Source organism: Lysobacterales bacterium (assembly GCA_014946745.1).
Lineage (GTDB): Bacteria > Pseudomonadota > Gammaproteobacteria > Xanthomonadales > Xanthomonadaceae > Aquimonas.
In genome coordinates, this window is record JADCRD010000003.1 from 776,241 (window position 1) to 794,700 (window position 18,460).

Annotated in this window: 16 protein-coding genes and 1 tRNA gene; 12 read left to right on the plus strand and 5 right to left on the minus strand. The window is 69.9% G+C overall.

Translation table 11 applies throughout. The features are described 5' to 3' along the window. The first annotated feature begins 18 nt into the window (after positions 1-18). The 3 genes from H4O13_18985 to H4O13_18995 all read left to right on the plus strand — a co-directional run bounded on the left by H4O13_18985 (position 19) and on the right by H4O13_18995 (position 2,637). Complete coding sequence (locus tag H4O13_18985; GenBank protein ID MBE5317484.1) at positions 19-714, plus strand: response regulator transcription factor; 696 nt, start codon at positions 19-21, stop codon at positions 712-714. Then, positions 711-1,955, plus strand: a complete 1,245-nt coding sequence (locus H4O13_18990; GenBank protein ID MBE5317485.1) for a HAMP domain-containing histidine kinase — start codon at positions 711-713, stop codon at positions 1,953-1,955. The genes H4O13_18985 and H4O13_18990 overlap by 4 nt, the downstream gene beginning before the upstream one ends. A gap of 70 nt (positions 1,956-2,025) precedes the next feature. Beyond that, the gene (locus H4O13_18995; protein MBE5317486.1) at positions 2,026-2,637 is read left to right on the plus strand and encodes a methyltransferase domain-containing protein; all 612 of its coding nucleotides are present in this window, start codon (positions 2,026-2,028) and stop codon (positions 2,635-2,637) included. Between the two features lie 12 nt (positions 2,638-2,649). Here the strand turns inward: H4O13_18995 and H4O13_19000 are convergent, their stop codons facing one another. From H4O13_19000 to H4O13_19010, 3 genes are all read right to left on the minus strand, one after another. Then, positions 2,650-4,536 (minus strand): ATP-binding cassette domain-containing protein, encoded by a 1,887-nt coding sequence (locus H4O13_19000; GenBank protein ID MBE5317487.1) that lies wholly within the window; start codon positions 4,534-4,536, stop codon positions 2,650-2,652. 76 nt (positions 4,537-4,612) lie between these two features. Beyond that, positions 4,613-4,689 (minus strand) — tRNA-Asn (locus tag H4O13_19005). A gap of 68 nt (positions 4,690-4,757) precedes the next feature. Beyond that, positions 4,758-5,300 (minus strand): GspH/FimT family pseudopilin, encoded by a 543-nt coding sequence (locus tag H4O13_19010; protein ID MBE5317488.1) that lies wholly within the window; start codon positions 5,298-5,300, stop codon positions 4,758-4,760. Positions 5,301-5,724: 424 nt separating this feature from the next. On the opposite strand from H4O13_19010, the gene uvrB reads away from it, so the two are divergent. After that, a complete protein-coding gene (gene uvrB, locus H4O13_19015; protein MBE5317489.1) occupies positions 5,725-7,773 on the plus strand; it encodes an excinuclease ABC subunit UvrB in 2,049 nt (682 codons plus the stop codon). Positions 7,774-8,359: 586 nt separating this feature from the next. Here uvrB and H4O13_19020 read toward each other — a convergent pair. Together H4O13_19020 and H4O13_19025 are read right to left on the minus strand one after the other, a co-directional pair. Then, positions 8,360-9,262: a pteridine-dependent deoxygenase gene (locus H4O13_19020; protein ID MBE5317490.1), complete on the minus strand. Its 903-nt coding sequence runs from the start codon at positions 9,260-9,262 to the stop codon at positions 8,360-8,362. Between the two features lie 98 nt (positions 9,263-9,360). Beyond that, positions 9,361-10,668: a tryptophan 7-halogenase gene (locus H4O13_19025; GenBank protein MBE5317491.1), complete on the minus strand. Its 1,308-nt coding sequence runs from the start codon at positions 10,666-10,668 to the stop codon at positions 9,361-9,363. 151 nt (positions 10,669-10,819) lie between these two features. On the opposite strand from H4O13_19025, the gene H4O13_19030 reads away from it, so the two are divergent. The 8 genes from H4O13_19030 (at position 10,820) to fabG (ending at position 18,453) form a co-directional block, all read left to right on the plus strand. Further along, a complete protein-coding gene (locus H4O13_19030; protein ID MBE5317492.1) occupies positions 10,820-11,089 on the plus strand; it encodes an acyl carrier protein in 270 nt (89 codons plus the stop codon). Continuing rightward, entirely contained in the window at positions 11,086-11,781 is a 696-nt protein-coding gene (locus H4O13_19035) for a ketosynthase (protein MBE5317493.1), read from the plus strand. Before H4O13_19030 ends, H4O13_19035 begins: the two co-directional genes overlap by 4 nt. Beyond that, positions 11,778-12,083, plus strand: coding sequence for a hypothetical protein (locus tag H4O13_19040; protein MBE5317494.1), 306 nt, complete (start codon positions 11,778-11,780; stop codon positions 12,081-12,083). The genes H4O13_19035 and H4O13_19040 overlap by 4 nt, the downstream gene beginning before the upstream one ends. Beyond that, a complete protein-coding gene (locus tag H4O13_19045) occupies positions 12,080-13,048 on the plus strand; it encodes an acyltransferase (GenBank protein ID MBE5317495.1) in 969 nt (322 codons plus the stop codon). Before H4O13_19040 ends, H4O13_19045 begins: the two co-directional genes overlap by 4 nt. Continuing rightward, positions 12,987-13,619 (plus strand): outer membrane lipoprotein carrier protein LolA, encoded by a 633-nt coding sequence (locus H4O13_19050; GenBank protein MBE5317496.1) that lies wholly within the window; start codon positions 12,987-12,989, stop codon positions 13,617-13,619. The genes H4O13_19045 and H4O13_19050 overlap by 62 nt, the downstream gene beginning before the upstream one ends. After that, on the plus strand, positions 13,616-15,982 hold the full coding sequence (locus tag H4O13_19055) for an MMPL family transporter (protein ID MBE5317497.1): 2,367 nt from the start codon (positions 13,616-13,618) through the stop codon (positions 15,980-15,982). The genes H4O13_19050 and H4O13_19055 overlap by 4 nt, the downstream gene beginning before the upstream one ends. 180 nt (positions 15,983-16,162) lie before the next feature. Then, positions 16,163-16,603 carry a phosphotransferase gene (locus tag H4O13_19060; protein MBE5317498.1) on the plus strand — a complete coding sequence of 147 codons (441 nt, stop codon included), beginning with the start codon at positions 16,163-16,165 and terminating at the stop codon, positions 16,601-16,603. A gap of 1,121 nt (positions 16,604-17,724) precedes the next feature. Beyond that, positions 17,725-18,453 (plus strand): 3-oxoacyl-ACP reductase FabG, encoded by a 729-nt coding sequence (fabG, locus tag H4O13_19065; GenBank protein MBE5317499.1) that lies wholly within the window; start codon positions 17,725-17,727, stop codon positions 18,451-18,453. The last annotated feature ends 7 nt before the right edge of the window (positions 18,454-18,460 follow it).

An 18,460-nucleotide genomic window follows, 5' to 3' on the forward strand; every position in this document is an offset into this window, starting at 1 on the left:
CCAACGGAGCGCCTGCGCGTGTCTGAGTGCCGGCCCGAGCGCCTGCGCGTGCTGCTGGTCGAGGATGACCTCGACATCGCGGCAGGCCTGGTCGACTACTTCGAAGCGCGCGGCATCGAGGCCGAGCACGCCTACAACGCGCGCGAGGCGCAGGCGCGGCTGCTGGAGGGGCGCTTCGATCTCTGGCTGTTCGACGTGCAGCTGCCGGGCGAGGACGGCTTCAGTCTGTGCCGGCGCCTGAAGGCCGCGCAGCCCGACAGCCCGCCCGTGCTGTTCCTGACCGCGCGCGGCGCCTTGCAGGATCGCCTCGCCGGGTTCGAAGCGGGCGCTGTCGACTATGTGATCAAGCCCTTCGAGCCGGCCGAGCTGGTTGCGCGCATTCGCGCCCTGGCCCGACACGTGCCGGCGCGTGCGGGAGGATGGATCGTCGCCGAGGGCTGGCGCCTCGATCCGCAGCGCGGGCTGCTGGAGCATGCCGGTACGCAGCTGCAGCTGTCCGCCTCTGCGGCGCGATTGCTGCGCCGCCTGCTGCAGGCCAGCCCAGGCTGCGTCAGCCGCGCTGAGCTGGGCGAAGCGCTGTGGGGCGAAGCCGGCGAGGACGACGACCTGCGCACCCATCTCTACGCGCTGCGCCGCAGCCTGCGCGAGGCCTTCGGTGAGGCGCCCATCCACAGTGAGCGCGGCCTCGGCGTGCGCTTTGGCGGCGCCGCATGAAGCCGCGGTCGCTGAAGCGCGTGCTGGGCGTGCAGTGGGCACTGTTTGGCGGCGCTCTCCTGCTGGGCCTGTGCACCGTCGCGGCGCTGGCGCTGTACGTGCTGGAGGACAGCTTCATCGACGCCCGCCTGCTGGCGGCCGAGCGCGCGCTGGCGGGCGAGCGCGAGCCCCTGCCACAGGTGCAGCTGTGGCGGCTTGAGGCGTTCCCGGCAGCGAAGCGGGAACGCCTCGCCGCGCTGAAGCCGGGTGCGCTGCGCGAGTTCCGCTTGGATCAGGATCGTTACGTGCATCTGCGTGCGCTGACCGCCGACGCGCAGGGGCCGCGCTTCCTCGTGTTCAACGCGCAGGAGGAAATGCGCGTCAGCGAGGCCTTGTGGCGGGCAGCGCCGGTGCTCGCCGTGCTGCTGGTGCTTCTCCTACTGCATGCGGCCTGGCTTGCGCGGCGATTCGTTGGCCGCATCGAGGGCGCGGCCTCAGGCCTGCTGGACGCGCTGGAGCGCGAGCCCAGCGCTGCGTCACTGCGCAAGGCGGCGGATACCCAGCCCGTTGCCGAGTTCCAGCGCTTTGGCCATGCCCTGGCGGATGCGCTGGATGCGCGGCTTGCCGTGCTCAAGCGCGAGGAAGAGACGCTGCGCTTCCTCGCGCACGAGCTGCGCACGCCGCTGCAGAGCGCGCGGCTGGCGGTCGAGACCCTGGCGGGTCGAATCGACGGCGTCGCCGAAGCACGGCTGCGTCGAGCCTTGCAGCGGCTGGAGCGCGCCAGCGCGTCGGTGCTCTGGCTGGGCGAGTCGACACCGGTCGCCGAGGCGCTCGAAGTGGCGCCGATTCTCTCGACGCTCGTCGATGAGTTCGCGCCGCTTGCTGCAGCGCGGGGCCAGCGCATCGAGATTGGCGGCGACGCGGATGTGCGTTGGGCCTTGCCGCCTGCGGGCATCGAGGCGGTGCTCGCAAATCTGCTGATCAACGCGATCCAGCACGGCGCGCCGGGCGCGATCGACATCTCGATGGGCGCCAGACGGATCGCGTTCCGAAACGCGACCCGCGAGGGCGAAAGCCACTCGGGCTTCGGTCTGGGCCTTGAACTTGCGCGTCGGCTGCTGGCGAAGATCGAGTGGACGCTGGAGGCGCGCTTCGATGACCAGAGCGCCGAATTGATTCTGCGTCCGCTGCCTACGCCCGCGACTGAGGCCTTGGATCCTTCGAGCACGCCACGCGAAATCCGCGCCGGGGCTCTGCCTTGAGCTTCGCTTGAGGCGCGCAGCGCAGCCTTGACCTGCCGCGACTGGCGCGGCTTCCAGCTAAGGATGAGCCATGGACGATGTGCGCACCGGTGTTCTGCCCGGCCTCGACAGCGGCAGCGAATGGACCCGCTTTCTCGCCCGCACCCTGCGACACCCGCGCATCGTCGGCGCGGTTGCGCCTTCCAGCGCGGCCTTGGCCCGCGCCATGCTGCGCGCCGCGGCGCCGCTTGAGGGCCCGGTGCTCGAGCTGGGCGCGGGCACCGGCGTGTTCTCGCGCGCGCTGCTGCAGGCGGGCGTACCGGTACAGGCCCTGCACATCGTCGAGCGCCTGCCGGAGTTCGCCGCCGAACTGCGCGCTCGGCTGCCGCAGGTGCGGGTGCTGGAAAGCGATGCCGCTGCACTGCTGCCGACTCAGTTCGCGGAGCCGCCTGCTCTGGTCGTATCCGGTCTGCCCTTGAGGGCGATGCACGAGACCCAGATCGAGGCCATCCTCAGCGCCGTGCTGGGCTGCTGCCGACCCGACCTGCGCTTCGTTCAGTTCAGCTACGGTCTGCGCTGTCCAGTGCCTGCGTCGATCCTTGCACGCGTGGGGCTGCGCGCGGAGCGCCTGCGCTGGGTGCCGCTCAACCTGCCGCCGGCCTGGGTGTGGCGACTGCGGCCGGTGGATCACGCCCGCGACTGACAAACGCAGGCGTCAGCCCAACGCGTCCTGCAGCGTCAGCCACTCTTCTTCCAGCGCATCGCGCTCGCCGCGCAGCTTGCCCTGGCTCTGCACCAGCTTCTGGATCTCGCCTTTATCGCCCGCGTAGAGGGCGGGATCGGCGAGGCGCGTGTCGATCTCGACCAGCTCGCGGCCGATCTTGTCCAGCCGCGTTTCGATGGCCTTGACGCGGTTGCGCAGCGGCTTCTCGCGCTCGCGGTTCTCGGCGGCACTGCGGCGGCGATCGGCCTTGGATTCACCCGATTCGGGCTCACTGGCGCTGCTTTTGGCGACGCTGGCGCTGATCGCGGAGCTGCCCTTGCGCAGCCAGGCCGCGTAGTCGTCGAGGTCACCCTCGAAGGGCGCGACCTGACCGTCGGACACACGCCACCAGCTGTCGCAGACCAGGCCCAGCAGATGGCGGTCGTGGCTGACCAGCAGGATCGCGCCCGGGAACTCGGCCAGCGCATCGGCCAGGGCCTCGCGCATGTCGAGGTCGAGGTGGTTGGTGGGTTCGTCGAGCAGCAGCAGGTTGGGCTTGCTCCATGCGATCAGCGCCAGCGCCAGACGCGCGCGTTCGCCGCCGGAGAATCCGTCGACCGGCTCGAACACGCGGTCGCCGGCGAAGTTCCAGCCGCCGAGATAGGCGCGCAGCTGGGCCTCGCCCACACCGCGGGCAATGTCCACCAGATGCTGCAGCGGGCTGTGGCCTTCCGTGAGCTGCTCGACCGTGTGCTGGCTGAAGTAGCCGATGTTGAGTTCGAGATGCCCGATACGCTCGCCCTGCAGCGGCGCGATCTCGGCGGCCAGCGTCTTGACCAGGGTCGACTTGCCGGCGCCATTGCGGCCGAGCAGGCCGATGCGGTCGCCCGGCTCCAGGCTGAACTTCACGTCGCGCAGGATGGTGGTCTCGCCATAGCCGGCATCGACCTGATCCAAGCGCAGCAGCGGCGTGGGCAGCTTGGCCGGCTCGGCGAAGCTGAACTCGAAGCCGCGCTCGGCGCGCACGGCCTCGGTGCCGGCCAGCTTCTCCAGCCGCTTGACCCGCGACTGTGCCTGCTTGGCCTTGCTGGCCTTGGCCTTGAAGCGGTCGATGAAGGCCTTGAGCTTGGCCCGTTCGGCCTGCTCGCGCTCGAAGGCGATCTGCTGCTGGCGCAGCTGCTCGGCGCGCTGGCGCTCGAAGCTGGTGTAGTCGCCGCTGTACAGGCGCCCGCTGCCGCCGTGCAGGTGCAGGGTGTGGGTGGCGATGCCGTCAAGGAATTCGCGGTCGTGCGAAATCACCAGCACGGTGCCGGCGAAACGCTTCAGCCACTCCTCCAGCCACAGCACGGCGTCGAGGTCGAGGTGGTTGGTGGGCTCGTCGAGCAGCAGCAGGTCAGCCGGCGTCATCAGCGTGCGCGCCAGATTCAGGCGCACCCGCCAGCCGCCGGAAAAGCTCGACACGGCGCGCTCGTGGGTGTCGGCCGGAAAGCCGAGGCCGTGCAGCAGTCGACCGGCGCGGGCGCGGGCGTCGTAACCGCCGAGTTCCTCGATGGTCTGATGCGCGGTCGCGGCGGCTTCGTGGTCGCCGCGCGCTTCGGCCTCGCTGGCGGCGCGCAGGGCCTCGGCGACGGGCTTGTCGCCGCCCAGCACGAAGTCGAGGGCGGGGTCGGGCAGGGAGGGAGTCTCCTGCGCCACCGCCGCCATCCGCAGACCGCCGGGCAGATCGATGTCGCCGAGGTCGGGCTCCAGTTCGCCCTGGATGGCAGCGAAGAGGGTGGATTTGCCGCAGCCGTTGCGGCCGATCACGCCAACCCGCCAGCCGGCGTGCAGGGCGGCATCGAGGCCGGAGATCAACAGACGTTCGCCGCGGCGCAGGGCGAGATTGCGGAAGGCGATCATGGGCTGCAGCGGCTCGCGCGATCGACAGGCCAGAAAGAACAAAGGCCGGAACTTGCGTTCCGGCCTTTGTGAATGATGGCTCCCGAGGCCCGACTCGAACGGGCGACCCTCTGATTAACAGTCAGATGCTCTAACCGGCTGAGCTACTCGGGAACAGAGCCGCGCATTGTAGTCAGTCCGCGGCCGCGGTCAAGCCCCGTGTGGATGCCGTCGCCCGGCGCCTATCCACAGCCGCCGCCGATCGTCTCCGGGCTGGCCTGGCGCAGGCGGCCCGTGTTGTTCAGCACCAGCGCGCCGAGCAGGCGGCCGTCCTCGCTGCAGATGCGCAGGCTCAGGTTGCTGGCGCCGCTGCCGCCGTTGGGACGGAACATCGCCAACGGCCGCTGCGCGCTGCTGTGGATGCGCAGCGCGGGCGAGGGATCCAGATGCATCCGTTCGACGGCCTCGCCCGCGTCGCGCTGGTCGTTGCGATTGGCGTCGACGAAGACCAGCCAACCGTCGTCCCAGACGCCACCGCTGCGGCAGCGCTGGCCGTCGGTGGTCGGGCAGATTCCCGCCGGCAGCCCGCGGGTCACGGCCAGGGTGCGGGCCTGATGGAAGCCCGCCATCAGGCCGTGTTGGGTGGCGACGAAGCGATGTCGTTCCTGCATCTGCTGGACGCTGGGCAGAGCGATGCCGACCAGCACGCTGGCCACAGCCAGGCTCATGAAAAGCTCGATCAGGCTGAAGCCCCTGACCGAGCGATACGCGAAACCGATACGCATAAAGACAGTCCCCCAAGGCGTCGGCGGCGAAGGGCCGCGCTCGACGCCTGAGAGTCTCTGCAGATCGCCGCGCCGCGAACATCGGAGGCGGCTTCACGCTGGGGTAGGAGTTTTCCTAGGGAAGCTCTGATCTGTCGGAGCTTCGCGCGCGCAGGGGAAGGCGCGCACGCGGATCGAGCACCTGAGTGCTCTATCCGGCGTAAGCGAGTCGGGACCCGCGCCGGGCTCGCGACGTCTGAACAACTCCCGGGCGCCGTTGTTCAGTCCTTCCCTAGCCGAGGTGCTCACGCGTCGCCGCTTCCACTCAACTCACGCTGCTGTCAGTACCGTGTCAGCATCCCGGGTCCAGCCTTGCGCGGGTCGCGTGCAGCGGCGAGCCTCGGCCGATTCCCGATTCCCGATTCCCGATTCCCGCGTAAAGCCCATGACCCGTCCAGAAGCCGCCAACATTCCGTTCGAGCTTGTCTCGCCCTACCAGCCTGCGGGCGACCAGCCGCTGGCGATCGCGCGTCTGATCGAGGGCTTCGAGGATGGGCTCGCGCACCAGACCCTGCTGGGCGTGACCGGCTCGGGCAAGACCTACACCATCGCCAACGTGGTCGCGCAGATCCAGAAGCCGACCCTGGTGCTGGCGCCGAACAAGACGCTCGCGGCCCAGCTCTACGGCGAGTTCAAGCAGTTCTTCCCGAACAACGCGGTGGAGTACTTCGTCAGCTACTACGACTACTACCAGCCCGAGGCCTACGTCGTTTCCAGCGACACCTTCATCGAGAAGGACAGCTCGATCAACGAGCACATCGAGCAGATGCGCCTGTCGGCGACCAAGGCCCTGCTGGAACGTCGCGATGCGCTGATCGTGGCCTCCGTGTCGGCGATCTACGGCCTGGGCGACCCCAACGAGTACTTCCAGATGGTGCTGCACATGGTGCGCGGCGAGCGCATCGACCAGCGCGAGCTGATCCGGCGCCTGACCGAGCTGCAGTACACCCGCAACGAGTTCGACCTGCGCCGCGGCACCTACCGCGTGCGCGGCGAGGTCATTGATGTGCATCCGGCCGAGAGCGACAGCGAGGCTGTGCGCATCGAGCTGTTCGATGGCGAGATCGAGCAGATCGCGCTGTTCGACCCGCTGACCGGCGAGGTCCAGCGGCGCATCCCGCGTTACACCATCTATCCCAAGACCCACTACGTCACCACCCGGCGCACCGTGCTGGAGGCGATGGAGGCGATCAAGGTCGAGCTGGCCGACCGGCTGGAGTGGTTCTACGCCAACAACAAGCTGCTGGAGGCGCAGCGCCTGCAGCAGCGCACCACCTTCGACCTCGAGATGATGGGTGAGATCGGCTATTGCCAGGGCATCGAGAACTACTCGCGGCATCTGACCGGGCGCATGCCCGGCGAGGCACCGCCCTGCCTGTTCGACTACCTGCCGCCCGATGCGCTGCTGGTGGTCGACGAATCGCATGTCACCGTCCCGCAGATCGGCGGCATGTACAAGGGCGATCGCGCGCGCAAGGAAACGCTGGTGGAGTACGGCTTCCGCCTGCCCAGCGCGCTCGACAACCGGCCGCTGAAGTTCGAGGAGTGGGAGCGCCGCGCGCCGCGCAGCATCTTCGTCTCGGCCACACCGGCCAAGTACGAGCTGGAGAAGTCGCAGGGCAACATCGTCGAGCTGGTGGTGCGGCCGACCGGCCTGATCGATCCGGAGGTCGAAGTGCGGCCGGTGCGCACCCAGGTCGACGACCTTTTGTCGGAGATCCACGAGCGCGTCGGCTGGGGCGATCGCGTGCTGGTCACCACCCTGACCAAGCGCATGGCCGAGAACCTCACCGAGTACCTCGGCGAGCACGGGGTCAAGGTGCGCTACCTGCATGCGGACGTCGACACCGTCGAACGCATGGAGATCATCCGCGACCTGCGGCTCGGCGTGTTCGACGTGCTGGTCGGCATCAACCTCCTGCGCGAAGGCCTGGACATGCCCGAGGTCTCGCTGGTCGCGATCCTCGATGCCGACAAGGAGGGTTATCTGCGCTCGGCGCCGTCACTGATCCAGACGATTGGCCGCGCCGCCCGCAACGTGCGCGGCAAGGCCATCCTCTACGCCGACCGGATCACCGGCTCGATGCAGACCGCGATGGGCGAGACCGCGCGCCGCCGCGACAAGCAGATCGCCTACAACGCCGAGCACGGCATCACGCCCAAGACCATCGTTTCGCGCATCAACGATGTGATGGAAGGCGCGCGCAGCGAGCCGGCGGAATCCAAGAAGGGCCGCGGCCGCACCAGCGCCAGCGAACGCCGCGTGGCCGAGCCGCGCGACGACTACCGGCAGATGAACCCCGACCAGCTCGGTGCCGTGCTGAAGAAGCTCGAAGCGCAGATGTACAAGCACGCCAAGGATCTGGAGTTCGAGGAGGCCGGCAAGATCCGCGATGAGATCCGCCGCATCAAGGCAGAAGGGCTGGTGGGGTGAGACGGCGCGTTTGCGCGGCATGCCGCGCGCGCCGTCGAACGCCCGAGCGCTGCGCGCGAGGGCCGGGGCCGGAGGCAGACGGCGCGTTTGCGCGGCATGCCGCGCGCGCCGTCGAACGCCCGAGCGCTATGCGCGAGGGCCGGGGCCGAAGGCAGACGGCGCGTTTGCGGGGCATGCCGCGCGCGCCGTCGAACGCCCGAGCGCTGTGCGCGAGGGCCGGGGCCGGAGGCAGACGGCGCGCTTGCGCGGCATGCCGCGCGCGCCGTCGAACGCCCGAGCGCTATGCGCGAGGGCCGGGGCCGGAGGCGGTCGCTGCGCCGCCGCAACCGCGCGCTGCCCGGCAGCGGCCATTCGTCTGCGAACTGCATAGGGTGGGTCTTGACCCACCGGCGAAGCGTCCGGGTCTGGCGACGCCGATCGAAGTCCTTGGCCGCGAGATGCGACGTCCACCTCGGGGGGCGCCGGCGATGCGCTTGCCGCAGCGCATCCGTACGCCCTGCGAAGGCGGGGCGCGCGGCGTGTGTGAAGTATCGGTGGGTCAAGACCCACCCTATGGAGCCTCGTGGCTTCCCGCGCACGCGCTGCGCTACGCGTGGAACCCGTCGATCTCCACCGCCAACTCGCGGCGGCAGATATCGCCCTGCAGGATCAGGCGCGGCACGTCGGCGGGCAGCAGGCGCGCCAGCGCGGCCTGCAGCTCCGGCAGCGCGCTGGCGTCGCGCAGATAGACCTTGAGCAGGCTGTGCGCGCCGAACCCGGGCGCAATCCGCGCATCGGCGGCGCGCGCCGCACCCAGCAGGCTGTCGAAGTTGTCGAAGGTCTCGCGCAGCTGGGCCACCACCGAGTCGTGGTGCAGGCTGGCGTGTCCGACCACCGCCGCCGTGCCGGACAGCAGCAGCGGCAAGGCATCGGCGGCGTCGGCGCGCATCGCGCGGGCAAAGCTGGGCGCGCGCGGGCCGTAGCTGCGCGGATAGCGGTAGGCCGGCACCTGGCGCGGGTTCTCCACCGCCGAGCCCGGGCGCGTGGAGCTCAGCCAGTAGATCTGCAGCAGGCGCGTGCCTTCGCGGTGGCCGATCGCGGTGGCCGCCGGCAGCGCGGCGTCGGGGATGTCCAGCGCCTCGGCGCGACCGACGCAGAACTGCCGGTAGCGCTCGGCGTCACCTTCGCCTTCGACGATGGCGTCGAGGTAGTTCCACAGGCGCAGCAGATGCGGGTGCGCGGCGCTGTGGCGATGCCCTGCGAGCAGTCGATACGCCTGTTCGGCAGTGGCGGCCGGGCCGGCCCCGTCCTCGTTGAGCTGCAGCGTGCCGAAGCACAGCGAGGCGCATCTGCCGCCGCCGATGTGCCCCTCCCGCCAAGGCTCCACCGCTTCGCTGCAGGTCCAGACCTCGTAGGTGTCAGCGCCCTCGGCTTCCAGCGGCTGCAGCGGTACGCGCAGGTAGCGCGGATCGTCGAGCCTTTCCGCTGCAGCGGCACCGAAGCCGAACAGCGCCAGCGTGCGCGGGCCGAGCAGGCTGCGCGGATCGCGCGAGTGCACGTAGCTGGGCGTCAAGGCGAAGGCCGGTGGCGTCAGTCGCGGTTGCGCGCTCATGCGGCCTCCTTGCGCGCCGAGCCCGACAGCGTCGGCGCACGGCGCTCGCCGCGCAGCTTCTGCAGCAGGGCGGTGCAGGCGTAGATGACGCGGAACGCGCGCAGGCGCTTCAGCACGGCGCGGTCGTCGAACACGTTGCCGGCCAGCATGGCGATCACCGCCTGCTCGATCTGCCAGGCATTGCGCGGGTGCTGGAACAGCTCGCGCATCACCGGCGTGGTGAAGCGCTCGATGAACCAGCTGAACACGCCGATGCCGGCGTCGATACGCTGGTGGTAAGCCTTCTGCAGCGCGGCCTCGCGGGCCGGTTCGCGCAGCACGGCGTCGACCAGCGCGGCCGCGCGCTCGGCGCCGTGCATGGCGAGGAACACGCCCGACGAAAAGATCGGATCGACGAAGGCATAGGCGTCGCCGGCCATCACCCAGCCCGGCCCGGCGATGCGCCCGCAGGCATAGCTGTAGTTGCCGGTGGCTTCAGGTTCCGACGCGCGCTCGGCGCCCTGCATGCGGCGCGCGGCGTCGGGGTGCTTCAGGATCGTGTCCAGCAGAAATTGATCCAGCGGCCCGCGCCGCGTCTTGAGGTACTCGGGCGAGCAGACCGCGCCGATGCTCATCACGTCCTCGGGCAGCGGGATCATCCACATCCAGCCGCTCGGCAGGCGATAGATCGTGATGTTGCCGGCGGCCGCGCCCGGCTGCCGGGCAACGCCGCGGTAGTGCGCGTACACGGCCGCCGAGCGGTGCCGCGGGTTCGCCCGCTTCAGATCGAACTGCCTGCCGAGCAGGGTGTCGCGACCCGAGGCATCGACCACGTAGCGCGCTTCCAGGCTGCGCTCGCTGCCGTCGAGACGCAGGCGCAGGCGCGAGCGCCCGGACTCAAGATGCTCGATGCCCAGCACTTCGACGCCCTCGCGCGCCTCGGCGCCGGCTGCCGCCGCGTTGGCGAACAGCAGCTGGTCGAACTGGTCGCGGCGCACCTGGAAGGCGTGGTCGGGGACATCGCCGAGCGCGCGATGGAAGTCGAAGGTGCTGTAGCCGCCGATGTCGGCCGGAAAATCCGCTGCCGGCTTGCGCACGCCGATCGCCTCGACCTCGGCCAGCACGCCCAGGCGTTCGAGAATCGGCAGGTTCATTGGCAGCAGGCTTTCACCGATGTGGAAGCGCGGGTGACGGGCTTTCTCGAACAGGCCCACGCGCCAGCCGGCCCGCGCTAGCAGGGTGGCCGCCGTGCTGCCCGCGGGGCCACCGCCGATCACTGCGACGTCGAGGTGTTCAGGGAGGTCGCGTGCGGCGCTGGAACTCATGCGGACATCGTGGGGCGAAAGGGCGCCAGCAGGGCGGGCGAAAGTGGCGTGAATGATACACTCCGCGCCCGCCCGAGGCCGGCTGCGACGTGCTGCCCCTCGATTACGTAAAGACGGGCACGCACAGCGCAGGCCCAAGGATGCACGCCCCATGTCGAACCAGTCGCCCGCCGAGCGCGAGCTCGCCGAACTCCTGATCGAAGCCCTGAACCTTGAGGATATCGAGGCTGCATCGATCGACCCTGCCGCGCCGCTGTTCGGCGACGGCCTCGGCCTCGACTCGATCGACGCGCTCGAACTCGCGCTGGCGATCTCGAAGAAGTACGGCTTCCAGCTGCGTTCGGACAACGCCGACAACCGCCGCATCTTCGGCTCGCTGGGCGCGCTGTCGGCTCACGTGCAAGAGCACCGCACGGTGTGAGCCGTCTGCTGCCGATCGCACTCGCGCTGGCGTTTCCCCTGCTGGCGCATGCCTCGGCGGTGACCGCCTCGCTGCAACTCGCCACGGCGGCCGTCGCCTGCCTGCTGATCCTCGTCTGCCTGCCGCTGCGAGCGAAGCCCGCGCTGGCGCTCGCCCTTTTTGCGGCGGGCGCGGCCGTGCTTGCGCTGCTGTACGCGAGTGGGCATGCACATCTGCCGCTGATGCTGCCGCCGGTGCTGTTCAACCTCGCTATCGGCCTGTACTTCGCGCGCAGCCTTGCCCCGGGCCGTATGCCGCTGATCGAGCGCATCGTGCGGGCTCTGAATGATGGCCAGGTGCACGATCCCGCCGTGCCGGCCTACGCGCGTGCGTGGACGCGGGCCTGGGCCTGGATCCTGCTGGGCCTGGCCGCGGTGAACGCGGTGCTGGGCCTGCTCGCCGAGCCCAAGGGCCTCCTGCTCAGCCTCGGTGTCGCTCCGCCGCTGACCGTGCCCTTGGCGCTGTGGTCGCTGTTCGCCAACCTGCTCAACTACCTGATCGTGGCCCTCGTCTTTGTCGGTGAGTACGCCTATCGCAGCCGGCGTTTCCCGCACAGCGACTACGGCGGGTTTCTCGGCTTCATGAAGCGCGTGGGCCGGCTCGGGCCCGCGTTCTGGCGCGGCAGCGATGCCGCTGCGGGCTCGAACGGATGAGCGGCTTCCGCATTGCTGCAGAGCATCCGTGTCTGCCCGGCCACTTCCCCGGCCAGCCGGTGGTGCCTGGCGTGGTCGTGCTCGATGAAGTGCTGGCGCTGACACGGGCGCAGTTCGGCACGCGCGCGCTGCTGCGGCTGCCGCAGGTGAAGTTCGCAGCGCCCCTGCTGCCCGAGCAGGACGCGACGGTCGAGTTCGAGCCGCGCGGCGAGCGTCTGCGCTTCCGCGTGCTGCGCGGCGAGGATGTCATCGCCAGCGGCGAGCTGGTGTTCGCGGATCCCGTGTCCGTCTATCCGCCATGAGCCGCGCTGGCGAGGCCGAATGGCAGCAGCGCCCCGAGGGCGGCGGGCGCTTCGCGATCTGGCTGATCCGCAGCATCGCCCGCTACGGCGGCCGCTGGCTGTCGCGGCCGCTGCTGATTCCGATCACCCTGTACTTCCTGATCGTGCGCGGGCCCGAGCGGCGTGCGTCCCGCGCCTATCTGCAGCGCGTGCTGGGCCGACCGGCCACGCTGTGGGACTGCGCTCGCCACGTGCATGCGTTCGCGTCGACCATCCTCGATCGGGTGTTCATGCTCTCCGGCCAGTTCCGCCGCTTCGATCTGGAGATCACCGGGCTGAAGGAGCTGCACGATCAGATCGATCTCGGCCGCGGCGTGCTGCTGTTCGGCTCGCACCACGGCAGCTTCGAGGCGCTGCGCGTGCTCTCCCGCGAACGCCCCGACGTGACCGTGCGGGTGGTGATGGATCGCGGTCAGAACGCCACCGTGACCCAGCTGCTGGAAGCGCTCTGCCCCGACATCGCCGAGACCGTGATCGATGCCGCCCAGGACGGCACCGCGATCACCCTGGCGATCCGCGATGCCACTGAACAGGGCGCCCTGGTCAGCCTGCTGGTCGATCGCGCCCGAGGCGCCGAGCCGGTGCAGTGGATCGATTTCCTGGGTTCGCCCGCACCGTTTCCGAGCGCGCATTTCTTGATCGCCGCGGCACTGAAGGTGCCGGTGCTGATCTGCTTCGGCCTGTATCTGGGCGGCCGGAAGTACGCCCTGCACTTCGAGCTGTTCGACCCCGGCATCGAGCTGCCGCGGCGCGAGCGCGCGCAGAAGCTGCACGCCCTGCAGGAGCGCTACGTTCGCCGGCTGGAGCACTTCGTGCGGCTGGCACCCTACAACTGGTTCAACTTCTACGACTTCTGGAGAAGCGATGACCCCGCGCATCCGCATCGCCGCGACACTGCTGCTGGCCAGCCTCACGGCGACCGCTGAGGTTCCGGAGATCGACGCCCTGCTGGCGGGCTTCGCCCAGCCGGCGCCGGCGCGCACCGCTTACTTCGAGCGCCGCGATTCGCCGCTGCTGACGCAGCCCCTGCTGTTCGGCGGCGAGCTGTCGCAGCCGGCCGCCGATGAGCTGGTCAAGACCGTCGAAGGTGCGCAGCCCGAGCGCCTGCGCATCGCCGGCGAGCGCGTCGAGGTGCAGCGCGAAGGGCAGGGCACGCGCCGGTTCTCGCTGAAGCGCGCGCCCGAGCTGGGCGCGCTCGCGGCCAGCCTGCGCGCGCTGCTGGGTGGCGACCGCGGCCTGCTGGAACGGCACTTCGCGATCGAACTCACGCCGTCCGGCGCGGGCTGGACGCTCGACCTCACGCCGACCGACGCCCGCGTCGCCCGCAAGGTGCGCGGCATGCGCCTGCACGGCGTGGCCGGCGAGTGGCGCTGCTTCGATCTGGACCTGGCCGAGGACGAACGCAGCCGCATGTGGCTGGGGCCGTGGGCCGAGTCCGCACGTGCCGCCGCCGATGAAGTCACGCGCGACGCGCTCTGCGGTACGGCCGCCGAATGAGCGCACCCAGCGTCGGCGCGCGCCTGCTGCGCGTGGGCCTCTGGCTGGGCGCGCTGGCCCTGATCGCCCTGCTTGCGCTTGGCGAGCTGAAGCTGAGTGGAGACCTGCGTCTGTTCATGCCGGCCGCGCGCACCGCCGATCAACGGCTTCTGCTGGAACAGCTGGGCGAAGGTCCTGGGGCGCGTCTGCTGCTGGTCGCGCTGTCGGGCGCGGAGCCTGATGTCCTCGTCGAACGCTCGCGTGCGCTGCGCGAGCAGCTTGAAGACAGCGCCGAATTCGTCTGGGTCGGCAACGGCGAGGAGGGGCTCGATTCGATTCCCGAGACCCTGGCCGACTACCGCTACCTGCTCTCGCCCGCCGTGCAGCCCGGCGCGTTCGAGGCGCCTGCACTGGCGGAGGCCCTGAAGCAACGCCAGCAGGATCTGGCCTCGCCTGCCGCAGCCCTGATCGCGCCCCTGCTGCGTGTTGATCCCACGCTCGAAACCCTGCGCGTGCTCGAAGCCTGGACGCCAGCGATCGAGCCCGAGCGCCGGGACGGCGTGTGGTTCGGCGACGCCCGCGGTGAGGCCCTGCTGCTGGCTGAAACCGCCTCGCCGGGCTTCGACCCCGATGGCCAGACCCGCGCGCTCGCCGCCCTGCGCGCCGCGCATGCGCAGGTGCTGGCCGATGAGGGAGAGGCTGCGACCGGCGCGCTCGAAGTGAGCGGCCCCGGCGCGTTCGCTGAGAAAATCGCGGCACAGACCCGCGGCGAGGCCAGCCTGCTTGGATCCATCGGCACGGCCGCTCTGCTGCTGCTGATGGCCCTGTCCTACCGCAGCCTGAGTCTGCCCCTGCTGGGCGCGCTGCCGCTGGCCACCGGCGCTGTGCTCGGGCTCTCGGCCACGGCCTGGCTGTTCGGTGAAGTCCACGGCATCACGCTTGCCTTTGGTCTGACCCTGCTGGGCGTGGCTCAGGATTATCCGGTCCATCTGTTCAGCCATCGACGCAAAGGCGAGCCCGCCGCGCACAGCGCGCGCCTGATCTGGCCGACCTTGGCCGCAGGCGCGTTCTCCAGCGCGCTGGCTTATCTGGTGTTCTTCTTCGCTGGCGTCGACGGCCTGCGCCAGCTGGCCGTGCTGACCGTGGTTGGCCTGACCAGCGCGGCGCTGGCGACGCGCTTCCTGCTGCCCGGCGTGCTGGGGGAGTTGCGCCGCGAAGTCGGCGAGGGGCGGCTGGTGCACGCGCTGCAGCGGATGCTGGCCCGTGTGCATCGCATGCGCTGGCTGGCCCTGTTGATCGCGGCAATCGCAGGGCTCGCCCTGCTGCGCCCCGGCCCCTGGTGGCAGGACAGCCTGGCCGCACTGACGCCGGTGCCCACCGAACTGTTGCTGCGCGATCGCGAACTGCGGCAGGCCCTGAACGCGCCCGACGTGCGCTGGCTGCTGGCCCTGCGTGCGGACAGCGAAGAGGCTGCGCTCACCCGCAGCGCCGAGCTGATGCCCGGCCTGCGGGGTCTGGTCGAGGACGGCGCGCTCGGCCACTTCGAGCTGGCCGCGCGCTACCTGCCGCCGGCCGCGGTGCAGCGCGCGCGCCAGGCTGCGCTGCCTGAACCTGCCGCGCTGCGCGCGGCGTTGACGGAAGCGCAGCAGGGTCTGGCCTTCCGGCCGGATGCCTTCGAGGGCTTCCTCGGCGCGATCGAGCGTGCGCGTGGCCTGCCGCCGCTGACGTCCGAAGCTCTGATCGGCACGCCGCTGGAGCTTCGCCTCGCCGGCCTGCTGATCCGCGATGGTGCGGAGACGGTGGCGCTGGTGCAGCTCTCCGACCTGCGCGATGTCGAGGCCGTGCGCGCTTTCGCCGCCGCGCATGCCGATCTCAACCTGATCGACCTGAAGGCCACGGCGGATTCGCTGGCGGCGAGCTGGCGCGCGCAGGTGCTGCTGGCGATGGCGGTCGGCGCCGTGTTGCTCGCGGCGCTGGTCTTCATTGCGCTGCGATCGCTCGGGCGCAGTACTCGCGTGCTGCTGCCGGTGGTGCTGTCCAGTGTCGTGGTCTTGGCCCTGCTGCACGGGTTTGGCGTGGGGCTCACCCTGTTCCATCTGATTGCGCTGGTCCTCGGCGCCGGGTTGGGCCTCGACTACGCCCTGTTCTTCGAGCGCAGCGCTGGTGCTGCAGATGCCGAAGCCGCGGCCGAGCAGCGGCGTACCCTGCATGCGCTGCTGGTCTGCGTGGCCTCGACTGCGCTGGTCTTCGGCCTGCTGTCGTTCTCCAGCATTCCGGTGCTGAAGGCGCTCGGCGGCACGGTGGCGCTGGGCGTTGCCGTTCACTTCGTCCTGGCCCTGCTGCTGGCCGGCAGCCGCCGACCCCACACCGGGATTGCGCCATGAAGCTGCCGGCCACCGCTGCAGGAATCGTGCAATTCATACTCGCGTTGCTGCGTGCCGGCAGCCGCCGACCCCACGCCGGGATTGCGCCATGAAGCTGCCGGCCACCGCTGCAGGAATCGTGCAATTCATACTCGCGTTGCTGCGTGCCGGCAGCCGCCGACCCCACGCCGAGACTGCGCCATGAAACTGCCGGCCACCCGTGCAGAAATCGAACGATTGATCCCGCACGCCGGCGGCATGTGCCTGCTGGAGCGCGTGCTGGCTTTCGACGACAGCGGTCTGCATGCGCAGAGCGAGGCCCATCGCGACCCCGCACATCCGCTGCGCTGCGACGGCCGGCTGTCGGCCCTGCATCTCTGTGAATACGGCGCCCAGGCTATGGCCGTGCACGGCGGCCTGCTGGCCGCACGCGAGGGCCGCAGCGCGCCGCCCGGCCTTCTGGTCTCGCTGCGCGGGGTCGAGCTTGCCCGAGAGTTCATCGACGAGCTGCCGGGGCCGCTGGATGTGTACGCGCAGGAGGTCGCCGACAGCGGTGCGGGCTGGCAGTGCAGCTTCCGCATCGAGCATGCGGGCGAGGTGCTCGCCACGGGCCGCGCAGCGGTACTGCGCCGCGATCCATAGGGTGGGTCTTGACCCACCACGAGCTCCGCTTCGGCCTCGGGCCTCCAAGCCCATAGGGTGGGTCTTGACCCACCATGAGCTCCACACTCGCCTCGGGCTCGCTTCGTCGCATCGTCGGGTGAAGCCAAGAGCAAGAGCTTTCGGTCAGCCCTTCGGCCTGCCCGACCTACCTTTCTTTGCGTGGCCAAAGAAAGGTAGGCCAAAGAAAGGTAGGCCAAAGAAAGGCCACCCCTCGTCCGCGCCCTCTGCGCATCCGTGCGCAGAGGGTTCGCGTGAGTCCGTGGGTGTTCGTGGACAGGCCGTCCCTGGCCTGTCACGAACATCGGCCGCATCCCTGCGGCCGCCCCTGCGGACTGATCCACGAACTCCCGCCGCTCCCCAGGGGCCCCGTGGAAGAGCGCGGGCTCCTGCCCGCAACAGCCGAAGCGAGAAGCCGAAGCGAGAAGCCGAAGCGAGAAGCCGAAGCGAGAAGCCGAAGCGAGAAGCCGAAGCGAGAAGCCGAAGCGAGAAGCCGAAGCGAGAAGCCGAAGCGAGAAGCCGAAGCGAGAAGCCGAAGCGAGAAGCCGAAGCGAGAAGCCGAAGCGAGAAGCCGAAGCGAGAAGCCGAAGCGAGAAGCCGAAGCGAGAAGCCGAAGCGAGAAGCCGAAGCGAGAAGCCGAAGCGAGAAGCCGAAGCGAGGAGCCGAAGCGAGAAGCCGGAGCGAGGAGCCGAAGCGAGGAGCCGAAGCGAGGAGCCGAAGCGAGGAGCCGAAGCGAGGAGCCGAAGCGAGGAGCCGAAGCGAGGAGCCGAAGCGAGGAGCCGAAGCGAGGAGCCGAAGCGAGGAGCCGAAGCGAGGAGCCGAAGCGAGGAGCCGAAGCGGGGCCGCTGTTGGCCTTGCGTTCCTTCGAGTCCATTTGCGCTAGGGATCCCCCGGTTTCGAGCCCGCCCGCCCCAGTAGGATCGTTCGCCGAAACTGCTCACGGCCCTGCTCCACCCGTGCATGGCGGATCTCCCCTCTCCCCAACCCCTCTCCTACAAGGGGAGAGGGGCTAGATGCTGAGCCTTCGCCGCAAGGCGAACGTCTGCGGCGAATTGCAAACCCCAAGTCCCGAATCACTCAAACTCCAATCCCAGCTCCTACCCATGACCACCCCAAAACGCGCCCTCGTCACTGGCGGCAGCGGCGATCTCGGCAGCGCCATCTGCCGATCACTCGCCGAGGCCGGCCACCATGTCTACGTCCACGCCAACAGCGGCCTCGATCGCGCGCAGGCGCTGGTCGATGAACTTTGCGCGGCAGGGCATTCCGCCGAGGCGATCGCTTTCGACGTTGCCGACGCCGCGGCCTGCGCCCACGCCACCGCGAAGATGCTCGAAACCGGCCCCATCCAGATCATCGTCAACAACGCCGGCATCCACGACGATGCGCCGATGGCCGGGATGAGCGAAGCGCAGTGGAAGCGCGTCATCGACGTCAGCCTGCACGGCTTCTTCCACGTCACCCAGCCGCTGCTGCTGCCGATGGCGCGCACGCGCTGGGGCCGCGTCATCAGCATTTCCTCGGTGGCGGCCGTGCTCGGCAACCGTGGCCAGACCAACTACGCCGCCGCCAAGGCCGGCCTGCACGGCGCCACGCTGTCGCTGGCCCGCGAGATGGCCAGCCGCGGCATCACCGCCAACGTGGTCGCGCCGGGTGTCATCGCCGGGCGCATGGCGGCGGATGCGTTTCCGCCCGAGATGATCAAGGCCACCGTGCCTGCGGGGCGCGCGGGTCGACCCGAGGAAGTCGCAGCGGTGGTGGCCTTCCTCGCGTCGGAGGGCGCGTCGTATGTGAACGGGCAGGTGATAGGGGTCAACGGTGGGATGGGGTGACGGATAA